We start from the raw sequence: 22003 nt of genomic DNA, 5'->3' as shown, positions 1-22003 counted from the left end.
TGATCAATTTAGGTCAAACGAACATCGCCTGCAACGGATCGCTGCCAGCCTTACCGCGTCAGCCTCTTGTAGGTCATGCGGTGCGGGTTGACGGCTTCGGGGCCGAGCCGGCGGATCTTGTCCTGCTCGTAGTCCTCGAAATTGCCCTCGAACCATTCGACATGGCTGTCACCCTCGAAGGCGAGGATATGCGTCGCCAAACGGTCGAGGAACATACGATCGTGCGAGATGATGACGGCGCAGCCGCCGAAGTTTTCCAGCGCGTCTTCGAGTGCCGCCAGCGTTTCCGTGTCGAGATCGTTGGTCGGTTCGTCGAGCAGCAGCACATTGCCGCCGGTCTTCAGCATCTTGGCCAAATGCACGCGGTTGCGCTGGCCGCCGGAGAGGTTGCCGACCTTCTGCTGCTGGTCGCCGCCACGGAAGTTGAACGACGCGCAATAGGCGCGCGTGTTGGCCTCGAACTTGCCGAGCTTGACCACTTCGGCGCCGCCGGAAATCTCTTCCCACACCGTCTTTGACGGATCGAGCGCATCGCGGCTCTGGTCGACATAGCCGAGCTTGACCGTCTCGCCGACCCGGACCGTGCCGGCATCCGGCTTTTCCTGGCCGGTGATCATGCGAAACAGCGTCGTCTTGCCGGCGCCGTTGGGGCCGATAACGCCGACAATGCCGCCCGGCGGCAGCTTGAATTCCAGCCCTTCGATCAAAAGCGTGTCGCCGAACCCCTTCGACAGGCCGTCGACCTCGATCACCACATTGCCGAGCCGCTCGCCATGCGGAATGACGATCTGGGTGTCTGTCGGCCGCCGCTTGTCGGCTGCATCCAGCAGGTCCTGGAAGGCCTGGATACGCGCCTTCGACTTGGTCTGGCGGGCTTTGGGGCTGGACTGGATCCACTCGCGTTCGCGGCCGATGGCGCGCTGGCGGGCATCGTCCTCGCGGCCCTCCTGCTTGAGGCGCTTGGCCTTTGCTTCGAGGTATTTGGTGTAGTTGCCCTCATAGGGAATGCCGCGGCCACGATCGAGTTCGAGGATCCATCCGGTGACATTGTCGAGGAAGTAGCGATCGTGGGTGATGATCATCACCGCACCGGGATAGGCGCGCAGATGCTTTTCCAGCCAGGCCGTGGTCTCGGCGTCGAGATGGTTGGTCGGTTCGTCGAGCAGCAGCAGATCGGGCTGGCGCAGCAGCAACTGGCAGAGCGCGACGCGGCGGCGCTCGCCGCCCGACAGCTTGGTGACCTCGGAATCCTTGGGCGGGCAGCCCAGCGCTTCCATCGCCATCTCGACCTGCTGTTCGAGATCCCACAGGTTGAGCCGGTCCATCTCGTCCTGGAGCTTGGCGGACTCGTCCGCCGTCTCGTCGGAGTAGTTCATCATCAATTCATTGTAACGCTCGATGATGGCGGTCTTGGCGGCGACGCCTTCCATGATGTTCTCGAACACCGTCTTCTTCGGATCGAGCGCCGGCTCCTGCGCCAGATAGCCGACGGTGGCGCCTTCGGCGAGCCAGGCTTCGCCGTTCCACTCCTTGTCGAGACCGGCCATGATCTTGAGGATCGTCGACTTGCCCGAACCGTTGGGGCCGAGGATGCCGATCTTGGCGTCCGGGTAGAAGGACAGATGAATGTTCTCGAGCACCTTCTTGGTGCCATAGGCCTTGTTGAGGCCGGCCATGTGATAGATGAACTGGCGTGCCACGCGCGCTTCCCTGATGATTGACCGAAAATGTCGGATTGAATGGAGGTTGCGCGCTATGTAGGCGATGCCGGGCCGAACGGCAATCGCTTTTGCCATTTCAGGCCGGATGTGCGCTGTCCCCCAAGTTTTCCGCCGGTCGCAGGCGTGCTGAAATCTCCTTTTAACCCTTCAGCGTCAAAACAGGATCGGATGGGATCGCTGGCCTTCCGCGATCGAGAGAACAGAGATCGGACCGACGGCAGTGCTGAACAGTTTCCTGCTCCTTGCCGAAGCGGTCGTCTACTTCAGCGTCATGGTCACGCTGTTCCGCTTCAGGGACCGCATCGGTCTCGGCGTCTTTGTCTGCGCGCTCGGCGCCATGCATTTCCTCGAAACCTATCTTGCCAGCGTCTTCTACGTCGCTTTGCCCTTCGGCATGGTCTCGCCGGGTTCGGCGGTGCTGTTCTCCGGCAAGCTGGTGATGCTGCTTCTGCTCTACATGAAGGAGGACGCGGCAAAGGTACGGCAGCCCATCTATGGCTTGCTGCTGGGCAACGCCTTGATGATCGGGCTGGTGCTGATCCTGCGCCTGCATGACATTTCGGCCCTCTCCGGCGGCAAACTTCCCGATATCGGCTTCATCGACCAGATGGGCTGGCTGATGGTGTGGGGCACGACACTGCTCTTCGTCGACGCCATCCTGATCATCCTGCTTTACGAAAAGCTCGGGCGCTACCTGCGCAAGACGCAGTTCACCCGCATCCTGATTTCGGTCGCCTGTGTGCTCACCTTCGACCAGGCCGGATTTTTCACCGCCCTGCATTTCGTCGCCGGCGCGCCGATCGCGGTCTTTTTCGGCGGTTGGTTCGCCAAGATGGGTGCCGCTTTTGCCTACAGCGCCATGCTTGTCGCCTACCTCAGGTGGTTTGAGACGCGACAGGTCGTGGCAGCGCGTGGATTGTCCGACGTATTCGACACCTTGACCTACCGCGAGCGCTACGAAGCCCTGGTCGAACATGTCGGCCGCGACGGCCTCACCGGCCTGTTGCACAGGGGACGTTTTGACAGCGATGGCGAAAAGTCGGTTGCCGTCAGCCTGCGCGCGGCCCAGCCGCTCAGCCTGTTGATCGTCGACGTCGATCATTTCAAATCGATCAACGATCGCTTCGGCCACGCCGAAGGCGACAGGGTGCTGAGATCGATCGCCCAGGTGCTGACCCAGGCAGCCGGCGCGCAGGATCAGGTCTTCAGGATCGGCGGCGAGGAGTTCGCCATCCTCTGTTCGCAACCGCATCCGGTCGCCAGATTGCTTGGCGAAAACATCCGCAATGCCGTCAAGGCGTCCGCAAACCGCTTCGACATCAGCGTCAGCGCCGGCGTCGCCACCGTCAACGAGGCGGTCGGCTCGCTTGCCGATCTCTTCGCCCTTGCCGATGAACGTCTCTACAAGGCCAAGTCCACCGGCCGCGACCGCGTCATCGGCGAAACCAGGGACGATGCCGAAGATTTTGGCGCGCGGACACTCACACGCGGCATCGGCGGCTGACGCCCACCGACGCTGTCAGCTCCGCTTACGCTGCTGCAACGCGCCGACCGCAACCGAGACGGCCATCAGCACGATCGCCAGCCATTTCAGCGTGGTGATGATCGGACCGGCATCGATATCATAGGCGATGAACAGCAGGATGCCCGGCACCAGCAGGCCGCACATGATGAGCATGATCCGGTTGATCTGCCAAGACACTTTTGCCGCCAGTGCCTCATCGCCGGCTTCCACGACAAGACCGGCGCGCATCTCCTTGGAGGTAAGAAACATGCTCGACAGGCGCATGGAGACCGGCAGGCCTAGCCCGATGATCAGGAAGGCGCACGCCGCCAGCAGAGCCGAGAATTTGAGCGCGCTGGTCTCGGCCGGCACCGGAAACAACAGGGTTGCCAGCGGCAGGAAGACACAGGCGATGCCGAGCGCGGCAATGGCGATGAAAATCGCGGCATTGACCATCGTGAACAGCTGGTAGTGGCCGGCCCCGATCGGCGCGGCAAGCGCGCGCATGCGCGCCCATTCCGCATCGGTATAGGAAAAGCCAGGCCACTCCATGCGGCCGTCCTGGATTGCGGTCATTCCCCTGGCCCAGAAAGCCAGCCGCGCCAGCGCGCCTGATGTCATGCCACTCATCGCCACCCCCGCCGACCAGACCATATCACCGCGTCACTGCCGAGCGACAGACGGATATCCTACTGGAACCCCGCCGCATCGACCGACCCCTTCGGGCAGCCGGCCTTGGTCGTCGGCGCCGAGGCAAGCATCAGGCTGCCCAGCGAACTGTTCGGGCCGATCGGGCCGGTCAGGCCGAGCGTCAGCTCGCCGATCAGCCGCCTGCCGCTCGACGGATCGACCAGGCAAGAGACGCGCACCCGCGCGCCTGCCCCGGCACCGAAAGCGCTGTCGAAGGCCTTGCGGATCTGGTCCGAGGTCAGCTGCTTGCCGACATTCTTGGTGAAGAGCTCACGCACCGGCGAGGCATTCACCGCCCGCATCAGATTCAACGCCTCGGCAAAATACTCCTGCTGGCTCTTGCCATAGCAGGTGCCATGCTTGATCCACTCGTGCCGTTCGAGCTTGGACGCCGTGCCCGGCATCACCTGATCGAGCTCGGCGCGCGTATTGGCATCGAGATCGACCGGCGGCAGGTCGGCCCAGTGGGCCGGATTGTCATTGGCCTTGTCGCTTGCCGGCACCTGGCAATAGAAGTTGCCGTTCGGCTGCGGCCACAGGCCGTGCAAGGTGAAATGCGAGGCGTCGAAACCGCCCGCCGTCTGCGCCTGGCATTCGGGCTTGCTCGACTTGGTTTCGCAGAAGGCCGGCTGCCAGCTCAGCGCAAAGACATATTCGGGCTTTCCCGAAGCTGCAGGCTTGCCCTGATCGGCTGGGGCCGCCGGCTGGGTGGAGGCGCTACCGCCTGAGACATGGCCGCAGCTGATCTTGACCCAGCGACGCTCCGGATCGGCGCCGGGCACGCGGATGAGGTAATGCGTCGGCGCATCCTTGTTACCGGCCAGGAGATCATAGCTTTGCCCGGCAGTCGTCGAAACATTGCCCGGGTTCTTGCCGCTCTTGATCGCCTGTGTCGCCGGACATGCGGCATCGGCGACGAACGAGCCGCTCATCTTCACATCGGCTTGCACCATGCCTGCGCTGGCCAGCGCCACCAACACCGCAGCCCATATCGCCGATATCCGCATTCCAGCACTCCTAGCGTTTAATGCCGCAAGCTAGAAACGTACGACATGTCAGAATTACGATTTCTTTCGTCCGCCGCAAAAACAATCTCCACAAGGTGCGGCTGGCGCTTCCCGACCTCCCTTGACGTCGGTCGCGCCGTCGCCCAACAGTCGCCGACGGGAGCGAGACATGGCATTTGACAGACAGACGACGCTGGCCTCACCAACTGGGGCCACGCTCAACCTTTATGTGAAGCACGCGAGCGGCTCTCCGCGCGCGGTCGTCCAGATCAATCACGGCCTTGCCGAGCACGCCGCGCGCTACGCCCGCTTCGCCGACTACCTCGCGCCGCGCGGCATCCATGTCTACGTCCACGACCATCGCGGCCACGGCGCGACCAAGGCGCCCGATGCCCCGCTCGGCAGGTTCGCCGGGACCGATGGCCCCGCCAAGGTGATCGCCGATGTCGACGCCGTCCACGATCTCATCGCGAAGGAGCAGCCCGGCCTGCCGGTCATCCTGTTCGGCCATTCGATGGGTGCATCGGTGGCGCTCAACTACCTCCTGGCGCACTCGCCACGCGTCCACGCCGCCGCGATCTGGAACGGCAATTTCTCAGCTGGCCTGCTTGGACAGCTTGCGTTCGCTATCCTGGCCTATGAGCGCTTCCGGCTAGGCTCCGACGTTCCCTCGCGTATCTTGCCCAGGCTCACCTTCCAGGCCTGGGGCAAGGCGGTGCCCAACCACAAGACGCTGTTCGACTGGCTGTCGCGCGACGAGGCGGAGGTGGCGAAATACATCGCCGATCCGCTCTGCGGCTGGGACGCCTCGATCTCGATGTGGCACGATGTCGTCCAGATGGCGCAGAATGGCGGTAAGGATGGCGGATTTGCCAGCATAAGGCGCGACCTCCCGGTCAGCATCGTCGGCGGCGAAAAAGACCCGGCTTCCGACTATGGCAAAGGCATCGATCATCTCGCCAAACGCATGCGCAAGATGGGCTTTTCGAATCTGGTTTCAAAGGTTTACGCCGACACCCGCCACGAAAGCCTGAACGAGGTGAACCGCGACACCGTCATGAACGATTTCGCTGCCTGGGCCGACAGCGTTCTCAAACGGTGACCGTACTGGCCTACCGCAACGCTCGTGACAGCCGCATCGGGTGTTGATAGAGGCTGCACTTCCGACCCATCTGGTGATTTATGGCTGAACCTCCGCTGAAAGGCGTCCGAATTATCGAACTGGCCCGCATCCTGGCCGGGCCATGGGCCGGACAGCTGCTGGCCGATCTCGGCGCCGATGTCATCAAGGTCGAGAGCCCCGATGGCGGCGACGATACCCGCAAATGGGGTCCGCCCTTCGTCATGAGCCATGACGGCGAGAACCTGTCGGCCGCCTATTACCACTCCTGCAATCGCGGCAAGCGCTCCATCGCGGTCGATTTCTCGACGCCCGGAGGGGCCGAGACGGTGCGCCGGCTGGTCGCCACGGCCGACGTGCTGATCGAGAACTTCAAACTCGGCGGGCTCAAAAAGTACGGGCTCGACTATGAGAGCCTGAAGGGGATCAATCCAAAGCTTGTCTACTGCTCGATCACCGGCTTCGGCCAGGACGGGCCTTACGCGCCACGTGCCGGCTACGACTTCATCATCCAGGCCATGGCCGGCATGATGTCGATCACCGGCGAGGCCGGGCGCGAGCCGCAAAAGGCCGGCGTCGCCATCTCCGATATCTTCACCGGCCTCTATTCCGTCATCGCTATTCAGGCAGCGCTTCGCCACGCCGAGCAGACCGGCGACGGCCAGCACATCGACATGGCGCTGTTCGACACCCAGATCTCGGCGCTCGGCAACCAGAACCTCAACTACCTCGTCTCCGGCAAGTCGCCGGTGCAGATGGGCAATGCACATATGAACATTGCGCCCTATGAGGTTGTGCCGGTCAGGGACGGCCACATCATCCTGGCGGTCGGCAATGACGGCCAGTTTACCAAATTCTGCGCCGCTGTCGGTCTCGACCATCTCTCAGCGAACCCTGATTTCGCCACCAACCCGGCCCGCGTCGCCAGCCGGGTGAAATTGCGCGAGCACATGATCGAGGTCCTCAAGAACTGGGATCGTGATCCGCTGCTGGCGAAACTCGAGGCGGCAAGCGTGCCGGCGAGCCCGATCAACAATATCGGCCAGATGTTTGCGGACCCGCAGACCATCGCGCGCGGCATGCGCCTCGACCTCGACGATGGCCACGGCAACCGTCTGCCGTCGGTGCGCGCGCCGATGGTGATGTCCGGCACGCCGCTGGTTTATGAGCGTCCCTCGCCGCGCCTTGGCGAACACACCGAAGAAATCCTTGCCGAACTGGAGAAGTCTGGAAAATGAAGACCGGCGGACAATTGATTGTCGACGCACTCGAAGCGAACGGCACCGACCGCATCTTCTGCGTGCCCGGTGAATCCTATCTCGCGGTGCTCGACGCGCTGCACGATTCCAAGATCCGCACCATTGTCTGTCGCCAGGAAGGCGGCGCCGCGATGATGGCCGACTGCCAGGGGCGGTTGACCGGCAAGCCCGGCATCTGCTTCGTCACCCGCGGCCCCGGCGCCACCAATGCGTCGGCCGGCATTCACATTGCCATGCAGGATTCGATACCCGTCATCCTGTTCATCGGCCAGGTCGCCAGTCACGCCAAGGAGCGCGAGGCCTTTCAGGAAGTCGACTACAAGAGGTTCTTCGGTGACATTGCCAAATGGGTGGTCGAGATCGACGACGCCGCGCGCATCCCCGAATTCGTCACCCGCGCCTTTGCGGTCGCGACCTCCGGCCGCCCCGGTCCCGTCGTCATCTCGCTCCCCGAGGACATGCTGACCAGCCTGGTCGAAGCGCCAGCTGCCTTGCCGCACACGCCGGTCGAAACCCGCCCGGGCGAAGCCGAGCTCGACGCGCTGGAGACGCTACTGGCCAAGGCCAGGCGTCCTTTCGTCATCCTCGGTGGCACACGCTGGGACGAGGAGGCGGTGGCACGGATGCGCACCATCGCCGAAGCCTGGTCGCTGCCGGTCGGCTGCTCCTTCCGCCGCCAGATGCTGTTCGATCATCTGCACCCGAACTATGCAGGCGATGTCGGCATCGGCATCAACCCGAAGCTGGCCACCGCCATCAAGCAGGCCGATGTCGTGCTGCTGATCGGCGGGCGCATGGGCGAGATGCCGTCCTCCGACTATACGCTGCTGAAGAGCCCCTACCCGGACCAGGCGCTGGTCCATGTTCATGCCGATGCCGGCGAACTCGGCCGCGTCTACCGTCCGACGCTGGCGATCAACGCCTCGCCAGCCGCCTTCGTCGAAGCTTTTGCCAAGCGCAAACCTTCGGGATCGCCGGTTTGGGCGGATGAGGCGCCAAAGCACCATGCCGCCTATCTCGACTGGTCGACGCCGCCGGAAAGCGGCCCCGGTCCGGTCCAGATGGGACCGATCATGAATTACCTGGAAAAGGTGCTGCCCGACGACGCCATTTTGACCAACGGCGCCGGCAACTATGCCACCTGGGTGCATCGCTTCCACCGCTTCCGCCGTTTCGCCACGCAAGGCGCGCCGACCTCCGGCTCGATGGGCTACGGCACGCCGGCCGCGGTCGCCGCCAAGGCGCTCCATCCCGACCGCACCGTGATCGCCTTTGCCGGCGACGGCTGCTTCCTGATGAACGGGCAGGAATTCGCCACCGCCGTGCAATACGACCTGCCGATCATCGTCATCGTCGTCAACAACGGCATTTACGGCACCATCCGCATGCACCAGGAGCGCGACTATCCCGGCCGCGTCGTCGCCACCGATCTGAAGAACCCCGACTTTGCGGCGCTTGCCCGCGCCTATGGCGGCCATGGCGAGACGGTGGAGAAGACAGCCGATTTTGCGCCCGCCTTCGAACGCGCGCGCGCCAGCGGCAAGCCGGCGATCGTCGAGATCAAGCTCGATCCCGAAGCGATCACGCCCACCCGGACGATGACGCAAATCCGCGACAAGAGCTGAGAACGGTAAGAGCGTAAGCCGAGTTCCTTCGCGCCCCCCTCTGCCCTGCCGGACATCTCCCCCACTTGGGGGAGATTGGCCTTCACCGGTGCCGGTTCTCTGTTTTGCAGCGCTGAAAATTAGCGAAAGCAGTCGCAAAATCCGATCTCCCCCCATGTGGGGGAGATGTCTGGCAGGACAGAGGGGGGCGCTGTCCCGCCGACAATCGCTATTCTGTCCGCCCCTATTTCGCCGCCTCGATCTGGCCGCGGATCTCGCCGTCCTTATTGGCGGCGGTGTGGACATTGACGTAATAGTTGCCAGCAGCCAGGTCGGCGGCCTGCGCGTCGGTCAGCTCGGCCGAACCCTTGATCGGGCTCTTGAGCTTGCCTTTGAACGGGATAGCGGGAGCAGCATTTGCACCCATCGCCGCCGGGCCATGAATGTGCGCAGCCGTCGCCGGCCCGCTGAGGCCGGAATATTTGACGTTCCAGCTAAGCTTCTTCTTGGTGGTGTCGAATGTGAGAGTGGCGGTTCCCTTGCCCTTTGTGGCGACGGGTGGGCTTTGCTGGCTGCCATCGAGCGTCGCCTTGTATTTCACGACCTCGGCCATGGCCGGGGATGCGAACAGGAAAGCGGCCGAGACGGCCAGAGCCGAAAGCACTGGCAGGAAGGATTGTGCGCGCATGAAGAACCTCCGATTGCATGTCACATGCGTCGCGGCCCCCCGGCGCGCGCATGCCTCAACTGAAACGGCTGGGCGGCGCATTGTTTCCCCGCACACGGTTTTGTGACTGGGAAAACAAAAAAGGGGGCGATCGCCCTTTTCCAGTTCCAGAAGAGCTGCCGTCAGACCGCCGCCAGCGCCTGCGTCAGGTCGGCGATCAGATCGTCCGGGTGCTCGACACCGATCGACAGCCTGACCGTGGTTTCCAGCACGCCGATGCGCTGGCGCACGTCGAAGGGAATGCCGGAATGGGTCATGGCCGCCGGATGGCTGGCGAGCGACTCCGTGCCGCCGAGGCTCACCGCCAGCTTGAAGATCTGCAGCCCGTTGAGAAAGGCAAAGGCGGCCTTCTCTCCGCCTTTGATGTCGAAGGAGAACGTCGAGCCGGCGCCGCTGCATTGCGCCTTGTAGGCGCGGCCCGCAGCCGTATCTTCGCCCAGGAACGGCAGGTAATGCACCTTCTCGACCTTGGCATGGTCGCGCAGGAATTCGGCCACGAGCCGCGCATTGTCGTTGGCCCGCTCCATGCGGATCGAAAGCGTTTCCAGCGAGCGGCCGAGCATCCAGCAGGAATGCGGGTCGAGCTGCGTGCCGATGGCGCCGCGCAGCGCCTTGATCGGCTTCGTCACTGCCTTGCTGCCCATGGCAGCACCGGCGATCAGGTCGGAATGGCCGCCGACATATTTGGTCAGCGAATAGACCGAGACATCGGCGCCATGTTCGATCGGCCGCTGGAACACCGGGCCGAGCAGCGTGTTGTCGCAGACGACGATCGGCGTTGACCCTTGCTTGCCGCCGATCTCGTCGGCAATCTTCCTGATCAGCGCGATATCGACCAGGCTGTTGGTCGGGTTCGACGGCGTCTCGATGAGGATGACCGAGACGCGCCCCTTCGCCACGGCAGCATCGGCAGCCGAGCGCACCGCCTTCTCGTCGACGCCGTCGGCAAAGCCGACGGCGCCAATGCCGAAGCCGGACAGCGTGCGCGTTAAAAGCGTCTCGGTGCCGCCGTAAAGCGGCTGCGAATGCAGGATGACATCGCCCGGGCGGGCATAGGCGAGCAGCGTCGTCGCGATCGCCGACATGCCCGACGAAAACAGGATGCAGGCATCGGTCCCCTCATAGACCGCCAGCCGGTCCTCGACGATCTCTGAGTTGGGATGGTTGAAGCGCGAATAGACCAGGCCCGATGCCGTGCCGCTCGGCGGTTCCTTGCGGCCGGACGTGTAGTCGAAGAAGTCGCGTCCCTCTTCCGCCGACTTGAACACGAAGGTCGAGGTCAAGAACACCGGCGGCTTGACAGCGCCTTCCGAAAGCTGCGGATCGAAGCCATAGCTCAGCATCAGCGTCTCCGGATGGAGCTTGTGGTTGCCGATGTGGGTTTTCGACGGGCGCGGCGCGGTCATGGTTTTCCTGCCTTTTTGAGGGATGTTGCGCGGCAATTTATGCGATCCCCTTCGCGCAGTCCTTGCTATTTTCGGCCTCCCATGGCTGCATCCCGGCAACAAATTGCCTGGAGTGGCCAAAATTGCAGCAGAAGATAGCCGACGATTTCGACCTTAAAATCCTGCGTGAATTGCGGGCCGACGCCCGCATCACCAACAACGAGCTGGCCGAACGCATCGGCCTGTCGCCGTCGCCTTGCCTGCGGCGCGTGCGGCGGCTGGAGGAAGCCGGCATCATCCGGGGCTACACCACGCTTGTCGATCCGGCCGCCTTCGGCTGGAGCATGGTCGCCATCGCCACCGTCCGGCTCAGCCGCCAGAACGAGGACGAGATCGTCATGTTCGAGGAGGCGATCCGCGGTTGGGAAGAAGTGCTGGAATGTCACCTCGTCACCGGATCGCGCGACTATGTGCTGAAAGTGGTAACCGGCAGCCTCGACCAATACGAGCGCTTCATCAAGGAAAAGATCGCGCGGCTGAAATGCGTCGCCTCGATCGAAACCAGCTTCGTCATGAACACCATAAAGGAACGGCGCCTCTGACATTTTTTGTCGGAGGCGCCGTTCTGAAGATCAGAATATTAGACAGCCAGACTTATTTGATCGCCTTGTCGGTGATGGCCGTGGTGTAGGCGCCGGTCGGCGCCTTGGTGATGATCTTCTGGTCGAGCAGCGCCTTGGCGGTACGCTCGTAGGTCGCCGGGTCGAGCTTGCCGTCGGCATTGTCGATCAGCTTGGCGACTTCGCTCATCATCCGCTTCTGGTGGTTCTCGTCCTGGCCACCGCCGTCCATGACAATGCCTGCTGCTTCGTCATTGTTGTCGATGGCGTATTTCCAGCCCTTCATCGAGGCGCGCACGAAACGCACCATCTTGTCCTCGAAGGCCGGATCCTTGAGCTTGTCTTCCGAGGCATAGAGCCCGTCCTCGAGCAGGTCGTTGCCCATCGCCGAGTAGTTGAACACGGTCAGCTGCTCCGGCTTGTAGCCGGCATCGATCAGCTGCCAGTACTCATTGTAGGTCATGACCGAAATGCAGTCCGCCTGCTTCTGGATCAGCGGCTGCACGTCGAAGCTCTGCTTGAGAACCGTGACGCCGTCCGCCCCGCCTTCGGTCTTGAGGCCGAGCTTGTTCATCCAGGCGTAGAACGGATACTCGTTGCCGAAGAACCAGACGCCAAGCGTATGGCCCTTGAAGTCGGCTTCGGTCTTGATCGGGCCGTCTGCCGGGCAGACCAGTTCCATGCCGGCCTTCTTGAACGGCTGGGCGATGTTGACCAGCGGCACACCCTTTTCGCGCGCGGCCAGCGCCCCGCCCATCCAGTCGACGATGACGTCGGCGCCACCGCCCGCAATCACCTGCTCCGGCGCAATGTCGGGACCGCCCGGCTTGATGTCGACGTCGAGACCTTCGGCCTCATAGAAACCCTTGGCCTTGGCGACGTAGTAGCCGGCAAACTGGGCTTGCGTGACCCATTTCAGCTGCAAGGTCACCTTGTCGGCGGCCATAGCCTGGAACGCAGCCAGCGACATCGCGCCGGCCAGAACTGGAATAATCAGTCTTTTCATGTTTTTACCCTCTGAAGTTAACACCCAAAACCCACCGCCCTATCCACCACGGACAGAGGGATGCCAAAACGTGACGGCTCTCTCGATAAGAGCGACCACGCCATAAAAGACCGAACCCGCCAGTGCTGCAACTGCGATTTCGGCCCAGACCATGTCGATGTTCATCCGCCCGACCTCGGTCGAGATGCGGAAGCCCATGCCGACAACCGGCGTGCCGAAGAATTCGGCGACGATGGCGCCGATCAGCGCCAGCGTCGAGTTGATCTTCAGCGCGTTGAAGATGAAGGGCGCGGCGGCCGGCAGCCGGAGCTTCAACAGCGTTGGCCAGTAGCCCGACGCATAGGTGCGCATCAGGTCGCGCTCCATATGGCCGGATGCGGCAAGGCCTGCGACCGTGTTCACCAGCATCGGGAAGAAGGTCATGATGATGACTACAGCCGCCTTGGACGGCCAGTCGAAACCGAACCACATCACCATGATCGGTGCGACGCCGATGATCGGCAGCGCCGAGACCATATTGCCGATCGGCAACAGCCCGCGCCGCAGGAACGGCACGCGGTCGGCCGCGATGGCCACCAGGAAGCCGGCGCCGCTGCCGACGACATAACCGAAGATCACCGCCTTGAAGATGGTCTGCCGCACATCGGCGCCGAGCACCGGCAGGGAACTGGCGATACGCGCACCGATGGCGCTCGGCGGCGGCAAAAGGATGAAGGGAATGCCGGCGCCGCGGGTGACCGCTTCCCAGATGATCAGAATCCAGGCGCCGAAGATCGCCGGGATGATCAGGCGCAGCGCCATGCGGACGCCTTTCGCCATCGGCCGAAGCCCCGACAGCACCGCCACGCAGCGCCATGCAAGCAGCCAGGCGGCCGCGAGCAGCAGGAAATACGGCGCCAATGCCGTGCCCTCGAAACCGGCAATGCCTGAAATCAGCATCCAGGCGACGAGGTGGGCGCCGACAAACAGCACCACGGCCTCCGCCAGCGACGAAATCCTGAGCATTGAGATCAGCCCCGCCAGCACGGCCAGACCGATCATCGGCGTCTTTATTCCAAAATAGGGGTAGTCGAAGCTGGCCGCAGGATCTGCAAGTGCTGCCGCTTCCGGCTTCGACATCGCGCCGAGCGCCAGAGCGACAAGACACAGGAGAATGGCCAGCACCGCTTGCCAGGATGGCTTCAGCCAGTTCATGCCGGCCTCCCGCCCATGGCGCGGTCGACGAGGCGCCCGGCTATACCGACCACCATGACCAGCAGCGCAGCCACCACCGAGCCAGCCACAAGTGCGGACCAGATATCGATGGACTGGCTATAATAGGCGCCGGCGAGCAGCTTGGCGCCGATGCCGGCGACAGCGCCCGTTGGCAGTTCGCCCACAATGGCGCCGACAAGGCTTGCCGCCACCGCGACCTTCATCGAGGTGAACAGGAACGGCACCGATGCCGGCACGCGCAGTTTCCAGAAGGTCTGCGAGGCGCTGGCATTGTAGGTATGCATCAGGTCGAGATGCATGATCTCCGGCGAGCGCAGGCCTTTCACCATGCCCACCGTCACTGGAAAGAACGACAGATAGGTCGATATCATCGCCTTCGGGATGAGACCGGTGACGCCAATCGCCGCCAGCACCACGATGATCATCGGCGCCACCGCCAGGATGGGAATCGTCTGCGAGGCGATGATCCACGGCATCAGGCTGCGGTCGAGCGTCGCCACATGCACGATGCCGACCGCGATGATGATGCCGAGCGCCGTGCCGAAGGCAAAGCCGAGCAGCGTCGACGACAGCGTCACCCAGGCATTGTAGACGAGGCTGCGGTTGGAGGTGATGGGCCGCAGAAAGGTGTTCTCGAAGAAATTCACCGCCACCTGATGCGGCGCCGGCAGCGTCGGCTTTGGTTGCGACAGCGTCTTGCCGATGAATTCGACGGTGCCGTGGGTTTCGTTGGCGCGGCGGTCGAGATCGCGCTGGAACGGCGCGTTGAGGATGACGGCGAAGATGTACCAGAGCACCACCACGCCCAGGAGGATGGAGGTAACTGGGACGAGCTTGTCGCGGAAGGTGTCCATCTAGCGCTCCCCTTCTCCTCTCCCCACCGGGGAGAGGGTGGCCGGAGCGAAGCGAAGGGCGGGTGAGGGGGAGTGTATCTGACCCTCAAGCACGGCTAAGATCGTATCCAGAACCGCCCGCCGTTCCGCCAGAACCTCGTGATTCCAGAAGCGAAGAACAGAATAACCATGGCTGTTCAGCCAAGTTGTTCTGCTTTCATCAGTCAGGGACTCGGCATGTTGGCTGCCATCGATTTCGACGATCAAGCTCTTCTCGCGGCAGAGAAAGTCGGCGAAGAACGGCCCGAGTGGCACTTGCCTTACGAACTTGTAGCCGTTGAGGTGACGGCCCCGTAACTCACCCCAAAGCCGATATTCGGCCTTTGTCTCGTCAAACCGTAGCTCTCGGGCACGAGAGGTTGCCCCGACATTTCTCTTGGTCGGATCCGTCGGCGCCGCCCCCTCACCCGACCTCCGCTTCGCTCCGGCCACCCTCTCCCCGATGGGGAGAGGAGGAGCCTCGTTCTCCGCCCCCTCAATCATCATAGCTATGCCCTGCCCTCAAGCCGTCGCGCACGCGTGCCGCGATCGCCAGAAACTCCGGCGTCTCGCGGATATCCAGCGGCCGCTCCTTCGGCAGTGTCGATTCGATGATGTCGGTGACCCGGCCCGGGCGCGGCGACATGACGATGATGCGCGTCGACAGATACACCGCCTCGGGGATGGAATGGGTGACGAAGCAGATTGTCTTGTTGGTCCGCGCCCACAGTTCCAGAAGCTGTTCATTGAGATGGTCGCGAACGATCTCGTCCAGCGCGCCGAACGGCTCGTCCATCAACAGAAGATCGGCATCGAAGGCGAGCGCGCGGGCGATCGAGGCGCGCTGCTGCATGCCGCCGGAAAGCTGCCAGGGGTATTTCTTCTCGAAGCCGGAGAGGTTGACGAGCTCCATTGTGCGCTTGATGCGCTCGGCCTGCTCGGCCCTGGAGAGGCCGATGATCTCCAGCGGCAGCGCCACATTGCGCTCGATCGTGCGCCACGGGAAAAGGGCTGCCGCCTGGAAGACGTAGCCATAGGCGCGTTTCTCGCGCGCCTGCTCCGGCGTCATGCCGTTGACGGAGATGGTGCCCGAAGTCGGCTTCTCCAGATCGGCGATGACGCGCAGCAAGGTGGTCTTGCCGCAGCCCGATGGGCCGATGAAGGAGACGAACTCGCCCTTGCCGATGGTCAGGTCGACATTGGAGAGCGCCTGTACCGGACCGTCATTGGTCTGAAAGGTAAGGCCAAGTTTGCTTGCCGAAACAACGGCTGGCGAGGTTCCCGTCATTGGCTATGGCCTGCCTCTCGCAGCCGCTGCTGCGCAGGATGAAATGCCGTTGCATTTGCGTTGATGTTGTTTTCCACTCGTCCAATCCCACTCAACCGACGCCCGGAGCCTTGCCGATGTCGCCGAAACCCACTTGTCACCTTATCCGCCCTGAAAGCACTTATGAAGGCAAGCAGGGGTTGACCTATTTCGCCGGCATTGCCGCCGAAACGGTCGGTTCCTCCGGCATCTGCATGCATCTGCTCACCCTGCCGCCCGGCGCCCGCGCCAAGGCGCACCTGCATGAAAGCCATGAAACGGCAATCTACGTGCTCTCTGGCGAGGTCCACACTTGGTATGGCGACCGGCTGGAGCATCACATCGTCGTCAAGGCCGGCGACCTCTTCTACATCCCAGCAGGCGTGCCGCATCTGCCGGCCAATCTGAGCAACGCTCCATCCTCGGCCGTCATTGCCCGCACCGATCCCAACGAACAGGAAAGCGTCGTCCTGCTGCCGGAACTGGATGCGCTGGTCGCCTGACACTGGCGGGATCGCCGTCATTTGCACCGCGAGACTTCGCCCATGACGTTGCCGTCTTCGTCGGCGATCGTCAGCTTTTTGGGGCTTTTCGCGCTGCGCTCGATGGTGAACTTGGTAGGCTCCTGTCCCTCTTCGCCTTCCGCCTCACAGGTTGCTGTCACCACCAGCGAACCATTAGCCTGCGCCTGCTTCTGCGTGAAGGTGCAGGCGCTGGCGGCGGTGACCAATTCCTTGTCGGTCAAAAGCAGCATCTGATCGGCAGCGACTTCCTGGCCGTTCCGGTTGATGCAGCCATATTTGTCGCCGTATGGTTTCGACAGGTCGATCCCTGCCGCCGAAGCCTGACCGGCCAGAACGACAAGCATCGCAACAGACAGCCTAAAACCACGCATGCTCATTCCCCCAAAAATCATGAACAAGGCTGCAGCGGCCCCATCTCCTCAAGACCGGGAATGGTCACGAAGAAACCACCCTCGCCCCTGTTGGTGACCACCACGGTTTCAGCCGTCGTCCCCGCCTCGCCCTCGGCGGAACAGGTTGCATCAAGCGATTGCGTACCCGGCGCCGAGGTCAATTGCTGCGCAAACCGGCAGCCACTGCCATAGGTCTCGATGCCTTCGGCAGTCAGCACGATATAATCGTCGCCGTCCTGGTAACCGGCATTTGCCACGACGCAGCCGGCATCGTTGCCCCAGGAGCCAACCAGCGCGCTGGCCGCTTCTGCCGGACCGGCAATGACGGTCGCCACGACCAGTGAGATGAGCGCTGCGGAGCTCCGCAACCTCAGACCCCGGTCGCCGGAATGCCGGTGCGTTCCACCTTGCGTGGGGCGGTAATGTCCTTCCAGGTCGACAGCGCCCGGTTGACCGCCGCGTTCGGCTCGCGGGCGACGAACTCGCCATGGCCGGGCTTGGCCTTGACCTCGGCTTCCTCGATCGACAGTTCGCCGCGCGAAAACACGAAGCGCGGCAGGCCGGTCACCTCGAAGCCCTCGAAGACGTTGTAGTCGATCACCGACTGCTGTTTCTTCGACGTGATCTTCTTCTTGGCGCTGGGATCCCACACCACGATGTCGGCATCCGCGCCTTCGACGATGGCGCCCTTCTTCGGATACATGTTGAGGATCTTGGCGATGTTGGTCGAGGTAACCGCGACGAACTCGTTCATGGTCAGCCGGCCGGTGTTGACGCCGGTGGTCCACAGCACCGGCAAACGGTCTTCGAGCCCACCGGTGCCGTTCGGGATTTTTGTGAAATCGCCGACGCCGTTGCGCTTCTGCTTGGTGGTGAAGGCGCAATGGTCGGTCGCCACCACTTGCAGCGATCCCGCTTGCAGGCCGGCCCACAGCGAATCCTGGTGCAGCTTGTTGCGGAAAGGCGGGCTCATCACGCGGCGCGCCGCATGGTCCCAGTCCTTGTCGAAATACTCGCTCTCATCCAGCGTCAGGTGCTGGATCAGCGGCTCGCCGAACACCCGCATGCCCTTCTGGCGGGCCCGGCGGATGGCTTCGTGGCTCTGCTCGCACGAGACGTGCACGACATAGAGCGGCACGCCGGCCATGTCGGCGATCATGATGGCGCGGTTGGTGGCCTCGCCTTCCACTTCCGGCGGCCGCGAATAGGCATGACCCTCGGGGCCATTGTTGCCGGCGGCGAGCAGCTTCTGCGACAGCGCCGCAACCACGTCGCCGTTTTCGGCATGCACCAGCGGCAGCGCGCCGAGATCGGCGCAGCGCTGGAACGACGCATACATCTCGTCGTCATCCACCATCAGCGCGCCCTTGTAGGCCATGAAGTGCTTGAACGAGGTGATGCCCTTGTCGACGACGGTGGCCATCTCGTCGAACACCTGCTTGCCCCACCAGGTGATCGCCATGTGGAAGGAGTAGTCGCACGACGCTTTCGAGGTCTTGTTGTCCCACATCTGCAAGGCCTCGAGCAGCGATTGCTGCGGCGCCGGCAGGCAGAAATCGACCACCATGGTCGTGCCGCCAGAGAGCGCCGCACGCGTGCCGGATTCGAAATCGTCGGCCGAATAGGTGCCCATGAACGGCATTTCGAGATGGGTGTGCGGATCGATGCCGCCCGGCATGATGTAACAGCCGGTGGCGTCGAACTCATGGTCGCCATGCAGGTTCGAGCCGATGGCGACGATCTTGCCGTGCTGCATCAGCACATCGGCCTTCCAGGTGCGATCGGCGGTGACGATGGTACCGTTTCGGATGACTTTGGTCATTTTCTTGTTTCCCCTGTAAATTCGCGCTGGCAGGCCTAGGCTTTCGTCGACCTCGCGTTCTGACTGTTCCAAGCCTCCCACGCGGCGTCAAATTGTGGCCGGTGCTTGCCAATGTCCGAAACGGTTTGGTCAAGCGACCGCAAGATCCCGTCAAGCTCCACCCACAGATGCTGGTTCTCCATCCAGAATTGCTGCGGAACCTTGAGACAGCTTATGAGCAGATCGCCGTCGTAGAACGTGACCCCTATCAGCGGGTTTTCAAGCAGGATGGAGATTGCTTTCGGAACCACGTACTCCAGGCCGAACCCCTGGCTGACCAGGAGCCTCACCTGCTCCTTGGTGAGATCCCGCAACGGCGTTGCCAGGGCAATGCTGCCCCGTTCGACAAGAGATGTTGGGTATGGAGGCGGATCCGCCTTCCAGCCCAACAGGACGTTGAGCGTCCGATCCTCGTCGAGATTGCGTCGCGGCTTCACGCCACGATCCCCGCTGTCTCCACCACCGCATGGAACAGCACGTCAGCGCCGGCGCCGGCCCATTCCTTCGAAATTTCCTCGGCCTCGTTGTGTGACAACCCGTCAACGCAGGGGCACATCACCATCGCGGTCGGCGCGACGCGGTTGATCCAGCAGGCGTCGTGACCGGCGCCGGAGACGAGGTTGCGGTGGGAATAGCCGAGCCGATCGGCGGCGTCGCGGATTGCCTTGACGCAGCCGGCATCGAAGGTCACCGGATCGAAAGCGCCGACCTGCTCGACCTTGTACTGGATGTCGAGCGCCTCGCAGATCGTGTCGATGCCTTCGCGGATGCGGCCGTCCATCGCGTCCAGCACTTCCTTCTCCGGCGAGCGGATGTCGATGGTGAAGACGGTGCGGCCGGCGATGATGTTGCGCGAGTTGGGAAACACTTCCATGTGGCCCACCGCGCCGACGGCGTCGGGCTGATAGTCCATGGCGATTTCGTGCACCAGTTCGATCACACGGGCCATGCCGAGCCCGGCATTGCGGCGCTTGGGCATAGGCGTCGAGCCGGTATGCGCTTCCTTGCCGGTGAGCGTCACCTGCAGCCATTTCAGCCCCTGGCCGTGGGTGACGACGCCGATGTCGATGCCTTCGTCCTCGAGGATCGGCCCCTGCTCGATGTGCAGTTCGAAGAAGGCGTGGATCTTGCGATCGCCGACCTTCTCCGTACCTTTCCAGCCGATGCGCTCCAACTCTTCACCGAATTTTTTTCCCTGTTTATCGGTGTGCTGATACACGTCCGCCTGCTCCAGCACGCCGGCGAACACGCCGGACGCCATCATCGCCGGGGCAAAGCGCGAGCCTTCCTCGTTGGTCCAGTTGGTGACGACGATCGGATGCCTGGTGGTGATGCCGAGATCGTTGAGCGAGCGGATGATCTCCAGTCCGCCGAGTACGCCGAGCACGCCGTCATACTTGCCGCCCGTCGGCTGCGTATCGAGATGGCTGCCGACATAGACTGGCGGCAGGCTGGGATCGGCGCCTTCCCGGCGGGCAAACATGGTACCCATCTCGTCGAGGCCCATTTCGAGCCCGGCCGCCTCGCACCAACGCTTGAACAGATGCCGGCCCTCGCCGTCCTCGTCGGTCACGGTCTGGCGGTTGTTGCCGCCGGCAATGCCAGGGCCGATCTTCGCCATCTCCATGATGGAATCCCACAAACGGTCTGAATTGATTCGCAGATTCTCGCCGGGTGCGGCCATTCAAAGTCCTCTCATTTCATATCACCAGTCGGGCGGCGGTTCCCGCCGCCGCCCGACTGGTTGGATAGGTTAATCGATCGCCCTCAGCACTTCACGCACATGGTCGACCAGTTCGTTGATCTGGCCCTTGGTGATGATCAGCGGCGGCGACAGCGCGATGATGTCGCCGGTGGTGCGGATCAGAGCGCCGCGCTCGAACGCCTTGACGAAGGCCGAAAAGGCCCGCTTGGTCGGGCTGCCGGCGATCGGCGCCAGTTCGATCGCGCCGATCAGGCCGATGTTCCTGATGTCGATGACATGCGGCTCGCCCTTCAGCGAGTGCAGCGCGTCTTCCCAATAAGGCGCCAATTCCTCGCCACGGGTCAGCAGGCCCTCTTCCTTGTAAGTGTCGAGCGTGCCCAAAGCCGCGGCGCACGCGATCGGGTTGCCCGAATAGGTGTAGCCGTGGAAGAACTCGATCATGTGCTCGGGGCCGGTCATGAAGGCGTCGTGGATTTCCTTCTTCACGAACACCGCGCCCATCGGGATGACGCCGTTGGAAACACCTTTGGCGGTGGTCATGATGTCGGGCGTGACGCCGAAATAGTCGGCGGCAAACGGCGCGCCGAGACGGCCGAAACCGGTGATGACCTCGTCGAAGATCAACAGGATGCCGTGCTTGGTGCAGATTTCGCGCAGCTTCTGCAGATAGCCCTTGGGCGGCAGGATAACGCCGGTGGAACCGGCAACCGGTTCGACGATGACCGCGGCGATGGTTGAGGCGTCATGCAGCGTAACGATACGCTCCAGCTCGTTGGCGAGCTCCGCGCCATATTCTGGCACGCCCTTGGAGAAAGCGTTCTTCTCCGGCAGATGCGTATGCGGCATATGGTCGACGCCGCCGAGCAGCGTGCCGAACATCTTGCGGTTGGAAACGATGCCGCCGACAGAAATGCCGCCGAAATTGACGCCGTGATAGCCGCGCTCGCGGCCGATCAGGCGGGTGCGCGCGCCCTCGCCCTTCACGCGGTGATAGGCGATCGCCATCTTCAGCGCCGTATCGACCGATTCCGACCCGGAATTGGTGAAGAAGACATGGTCCATGCCTTTGGGCGCGATGTCGACCAGGCGGTTTGCCAGTTCGAACACGATCGGGTGGCCCATCTGGAAGGCAGGCGCATAGTCGAGCTCGGCTGCCTGATGCTGGATCGCCTCGGTGATCTTCGGTCGGCAATGGCCGGCATTGACGCACCAGAGACCCGCAGTGCCATCGAGCACCTTGCGGCCATCGCTGGTGGTGTAATGCATGTCCTTGGCGGACACGAACATGCGTGGCGCCTGTTTGAACTGCCGGTTTGCCGTGAACGGCATCCAGAATGCGCTGAGATCGTTCGGCGTGACTTTCAGCCGGTTGGACATGACCAAGACTTCCCCTTGTAACCTGTTTCGGTGCGGCTAACGCTTGGTCTTTCCAACGCTTGGTCTTTGCTGCGTTTTCATGCTACGCAAATTTTGACCGATTGGACA

22 protein-coding genes are annotated in these 22003 nt (G+C 62.8%); 6 read left to right on the top strand and 16 right to left on the bottom strand.

Features of this window, described 5'->3' with window-relative positions; translation table 11 throughout:
* Window positions 1–50: 50 nt before the first annotated feature.
* A complete protein-coding gene (gene ettA / locus H0241_RS01775) occupies window positions 51–1700 on the bottom strand; it encodes an energy-dependent translational throttle protein EttA (protein WP_181055712.1) in 1650 nt (549 codons plus the stop codon).
* A 241-nt stretch (window positions 1701–1941) separates the two neighbouring features.
* On the opposite strand from ettA, the gene H0241_RS01770 reads away from it, so the two are divergent.
* A complete protein-coding gene (locus H0241_RS01770) occupies window positions 1942–3225 on the top strand; it encodes a GGDEF domain-containing protein (protein WP_328824591.1) in 1284 nt (427 codons plus the stop codon).
* Between the two features lie 15 nt (window positions 3226–3240).
* Here the strand turns inward: H0241_RS01770 and H0241_RS01765 are convergent, their stop codons facing one another.
* Window positions 3241–3855, bottom strand: a complete 615-nt coding sequence (locus H0241_RS01765; protein ID WP_181055711.1) for a hypothetical protein — start codon at window positions 3853–3855, stop codon at window positions 3241–3243.
* Between the two features lie 59 nt (window positions 3856–3914).
* Window positions 3915–4868, bottom strand: coding sequence for a ribonuclease T2 family protein (locus tag H0241_RS01760; RefSeq protein ID WP_407941708.1), 954 nt, complete (start codon window positions 4866–4868; stop codon window positions 3915–3917).
* Window positions 4869–5091: 223 nt separating this feature from the next.
* Between H0241_RS01760 and H0241_RS01755 the strand changes: the two genes are divergently transcribed.
* The 3 genes from H0241_RS01755 to H0241_RS01745 all read left to right on the top strand — a co-directional run bounded on the left by H0241_RS01755 (window position 5092) and on the right by H0241_RS01745 (window position 8926).
* Window positions 5092–6024 (top strand): alpha/beta fold hydrolase, encoded by a 933-nt coding sequence (locus H0241_RS01755; RefSeq protein ID WP_181055709.1) that lies wholly within the window; start codon window positions 5092–5094, stop codon window positions 6022–6024.
* Between the two features lie 80 nt (window positions 6025–6104).
* Window positions 6105–7280 (top strand): CaiB/BaiF CoA transferase family protein, encoded by a 1176-nt coding sequence (locus H0241_RS01750; RefSeq protein WP_181055708.1) that lies wholly within the window; start codon window positions 6105–6107, stop codon window positions 7278–7280.
* The gene (locus H0241_RS01745; RefSeq protein WP_181055707.1) at window positions 7277–8926 is read left to right on the top strand and encodes a thiamine pyrophosphate-binding protein; all 1650 of its coding nucleotides are present in this window, start codon (window positions 7277–7279) and stop codon (window positions 8924–8926) included. The genes H0241_RS01750 and H0241_RS01745 overlap by 4 nt, the downstream gene beginning before the upstream one ends.
* Before the next feature lie 223 nt (window positions 8927–9149).
* Here H0241_RS01745 and H0241_RS01740 read toward each other — a convergent pair whose 3' ends face one another.
* Both H0241_RS01740 and H0241_RS01735 read right to left on the bottom strand, forming a co-directional pair.
* A complete protein-coding gene (locus H0241_RS01740) occupies window positions 9150–9593 on the bottom strand; it encodes a CHRD domain-containing protein (protein ID WP_181055706.1) in 444 nt (147 codons plus the stop codon).
* A gap of 161 nt (window positions 9594–9754) precedes the next feature.
* On the bottom strand, window positions 9755–11038 hold the full coding sequence (locus H0241_RS01735; RefSeq protein WP_181055705.1) for a cystathionine gamma-synthase family protein: 1284 nt from the start codon (window positions 11036–11038) through the stop codon (window positions 9755–9757).
* Between the two features lie 122 nt (window positions 11039–11160).
* Here H0241_RS01735 and H0241_RS01730 point away from each other — a divergent pair, with 122 nt between their 5' ends.
* The gene (locus H0241_RS01730) at window positions 11161–11619 is read left to right on the top strand and encodes an Lrp/AsnC family transcriptional regulator (RefSeq protein WP_181055704.1); all 459 of its coding nucleotides are present in this window, start codon (window positions 11161–11163) and stop codon (window positions 11617–11619) included.
* Between the two features lie 52 nt (window positions 11620–11671).
* On the opposite strand, the gene H0241_RS01725 is transcribed toward H0241_RS01730, so the two are convergent.
* From H0241_RS01725 to H0241_RS01705, 5 genes are read right to left on the bottom strand one after another with little or no spacing between them, the layout of a single operon-like run.
* Window positions 11672–12643 (bottom strand): ABC transporter substrate-binding protein, encoded by a 972-nt coding sequence (locus tag H0241_RS01725; RefSeq protein ID WP_181055703.1) that lies wholly within the window; start codon window positions 12641–12643, stop codon window positions 11672–11674.
* Between the two features lie 39 nt (window positions 12644–12682).
* On the bottom strand, window positions 12683–13837 hold the full coding sequence (locus tag H0241_RS01720; protein ID WP_181055702.1) for an ABC transporter permease: 1155 nt from the start codon (window positions 13835–13837) through the stop codon (window positions 12683–12685).
* The gene (locus tag H0241_RS01715; protein WP_181055701.1) at window positions 13834–14712 is read right to left on the bottom strand and encodes an ABC transporter permease; all 879 of its coding nucleotides are present in this window, start codon (window positions 14710–14712) and stop codon (window positions 13834–13836) included. The genes H0241_RS01720 and H0241_RS01715 overlap by 4 nt, the downstream gene beginning before the upstream one ends.
* The gene (locus H0241_RS01710) at window positions 14713–15234 is read right to left on the bottom strand and encodes an endonuclease domain-containing protein (protein ID WP_407941707.1); all 522 of its coding nucleotides are present in this window, start codon (window positions 15232–15234) and stop codon (window positions 14713–14715) included.
* Window positions 15227–16018 (bottom strand): ABC transporter ATP-binding protein, encoded by a 792-nt coding sequence (locus H0241_RS01705; RefSeq protein WP_181055699.1) that lies wholly within the window; start codon window positions 16016–16018, stop codon window positions 15227–15229. Before H0241_RS01705 ends, H0241_RS01710 begins: the two co-directional genes overlap by 8 nt.
* A 116-nt stretch (window positions 16019–16134) precedes the next feature.
* Between H0241_RS01705 and H0241_RS01700 the strand changes: the two genes are divergently transcribed.
* Window positions 16135–16539, top strand: coding sequence for a cupin domain-containing protein (locus H0241_RS01700; protein ID WP_142865483.1), 405 nt, complete (start codon window positions 16135–16137; stop codon window positions 16537–16539).
* A 17-nt stretch (window positions 16540–16556) separates the two neighbouring features.
* On the opposite strand, the gene H0241_RS01695 is transcribed toward H0241_RS01700, so the two are convergent.
* The 6 genes from H0241_RS01695 to H0241_RS01670 form a co-directional block, all read right to left on the bottom strand.
* Window positions 16557–16931, bottom strand: a complete 375-nt coding sequence (locus H0241_RS01695) for a hypothetical protein (protein WP_181055697.1) — start codon at window positions 16929–16931, stop codon at window positions 16557–16559.
* Between the two features lie 17 nt (window positions 16932–16948).
* Window positions 16949–17320 (bottom strand): hypothetical protein, encoded by a 372-nt coding sequence (locus H0241_RS01690; protein WP_181055696.1) that lies wholly within the window; start codon window positions 17318–17320, stop codon window positions 16949–16951.
* 2 nt (window positions 17321–17322) lie between these two features.
* Window positions 17323–18774, bottom strand: coding sequence for a dihydropyrimidinase (gene hydA, locus H0241_RS01685; RefSeq protein WP_181055695.1), 1452 nt, complete (start codon window positions 18772–18774; stop codon window positions 17323–17325).
* Between the two features lie 35 nt (window positions 18775–18809).
* The gene (locus H0241_RS01680; RefSeq protein WP_181055694.1) at window positions 18810–19250 is read right to left on the bottom strand and encodes a contact-dependent growth inhibition system immunity protein; all 441 of its coding nucleotides are present in this window, start codon (window positions 19248–19250) and stop codon (window positions 18810–18812) included.
* Entirely contained in the window at window positions 19247–20497 is a 1251-nt protein-coding gene (locus H0241_RS01675; RefSeq protein ID WP_181055693.1) for a Zn-dependent hydrolase, read from the bottom strand. Before H0241_RS01675 ends, H0241_RS01680 begins: the two co-directional genes overlap by 4 nt.
* Window positions 20498–20566: 69 nt before the next feature.
* Entirely contained in the window at window positions 20567–21895 is a 1329-nt protein-coding gene (locus H0241_RS01670; RefSeq protein WP_181055692.1) for an aspartate aminotransferase family protein, read from the bottom strand.
* Window positions 21896–22003: the final 108 nt, after the last annotated feature.

The sequence above is a fragment of the Mesorhizobium neociceri genome, assembly GCF_013520985.1.
GTDB classification, from domain to species: Bacteria; Pseudomonadota; Alphaproteobacteria; order Rhizobiales; family Rhizobiaceae; genus Mesorhizobium; species Mesorhizobium neociceri.
The sequence above is the reverse complement of the archived record's forward strand: the minus strand, read 5'-3'. Positions and strand labels throughout refer to the sequence as shown.

Bases quoted from the DNA above. Each gene is read 5' to 3' on its own strand.
- H0241_RS01765 (WP_181055711.1), bottom strand. From the start codon at position 3,855: ATGAGTGGCATGACATCAGGCGCGCTGGCGCGGCTGGCTTTCTGGGCC.
- H0241_RS01760 (WP_407941708.1), bottom strand. From the start codon at position 4,868: ATGGTGCAAGCCGATGTGAAGATGAGCGGCTCGTTCGTCGCCGATGCC.
- H0241_RS01755 (WP_181055709.1), top strand. From the start codon at position 5,092: ATGGCATTTGACAGACAGACGACGCTGGCCTCACCAACTGGGGCCACG.
- H0241_RS01750 (WP_181055708.1), top strand. From the start codon at position 6,105: ATGGCTGAACCTCCGCTGAAAGGCGTCCGAATTATCGAACTGGCCCGC.
- H0241_RS01745 (WP_181055707.1), top strand. From the start codon at position 7,277: ATGAAGACCGGCGGACAATTGATTGTCGACGCACTCGAAGCGAACGGC.
- H0241_RS01740 (WP_181055706.1), bottom strand. From the start codon at position 9,593: ATGCGCGCACAATCCTTCCTGCCAGTGCTTTCGGCTCTGGCCGTCTCG.
- H0241_RS01735 (WP_181055705.1), bottom strand. From the start codon at position 11,038: ATGACCGCGCCGCGCCCGTCGAAAACCCACATCGGCAACCACAAGCTC.
- H0241_RS01725 (WP_181055703.1), bottom strand. From the start codon at position 12,643: ATGAAAAGACTGATTATTCCAGTTCTGGCCGGCGCGATGTCGCTGGCT.
- H0241_RS01720 (WP_181055702.1), bottom strand. From the start codon at position 13,837: ATGAACTGGCTGAAGCCATCCTGGCAAGCGGTGCTGGCCATTCTCCTG.
- H0241_RS01715 (WP_181055701.1), bottom strand. From the start codon at position 14,712: ATGGACACCTTCCGCGACAAGCTCGTCCCAGTTACCTCCATCCTCCTG.
- H0241_RS01710 (WP_407941707.1), bottom strand. From the start codon at position 15,234: ATGATTGAGGGGGCGGAGAACGAGGCTCCTCCTCTCCCCATCGGGGAG.
- H0241_RS01705 (WP_181055699.1), bottom strand. From the start codon at position 16,018: ATGACGGGAACCTCGCCAGCCGTTGTTTCGGCAAGCAAACTTGGCCTT.
- H0241_RS01700 (WP_142865483.1), top strand. From the start codon at position 16,135: ATGTCGCCGAAACCCACTTGTCACCTTATCCGCCCTGAAAGCACTTAT.
- H0241_RS01695 (WP_181055697.1), bottom strand. From the start codon at position 16,931: ATGCGTGGTTTTAGGCTGTCTGTTGCGATGCTTGTCGTTCTGGCCGGT.
- hydA (WP_181055695.1), bottom strand. From the start codon at position 18,774: ATGACCAAAGTCATCCGAAACGGTACCATCGTCACCGCCGATCGCACC.
- H0241_RS01675 (WP_181055693.1), bottom strand. From the start codon at position 20,497: ATGGCCGCACCCGGCGAGAATCTGCGAATCAATTCAGACCGTTTGTGG.
- H0241_RS01670 (WP_181055692.1), bottom strand. From the start codon at position 21,895: ATGTCCAACCGGCTGAAAGTCACGCCGAACGATCTCAGCGCATTCTGG.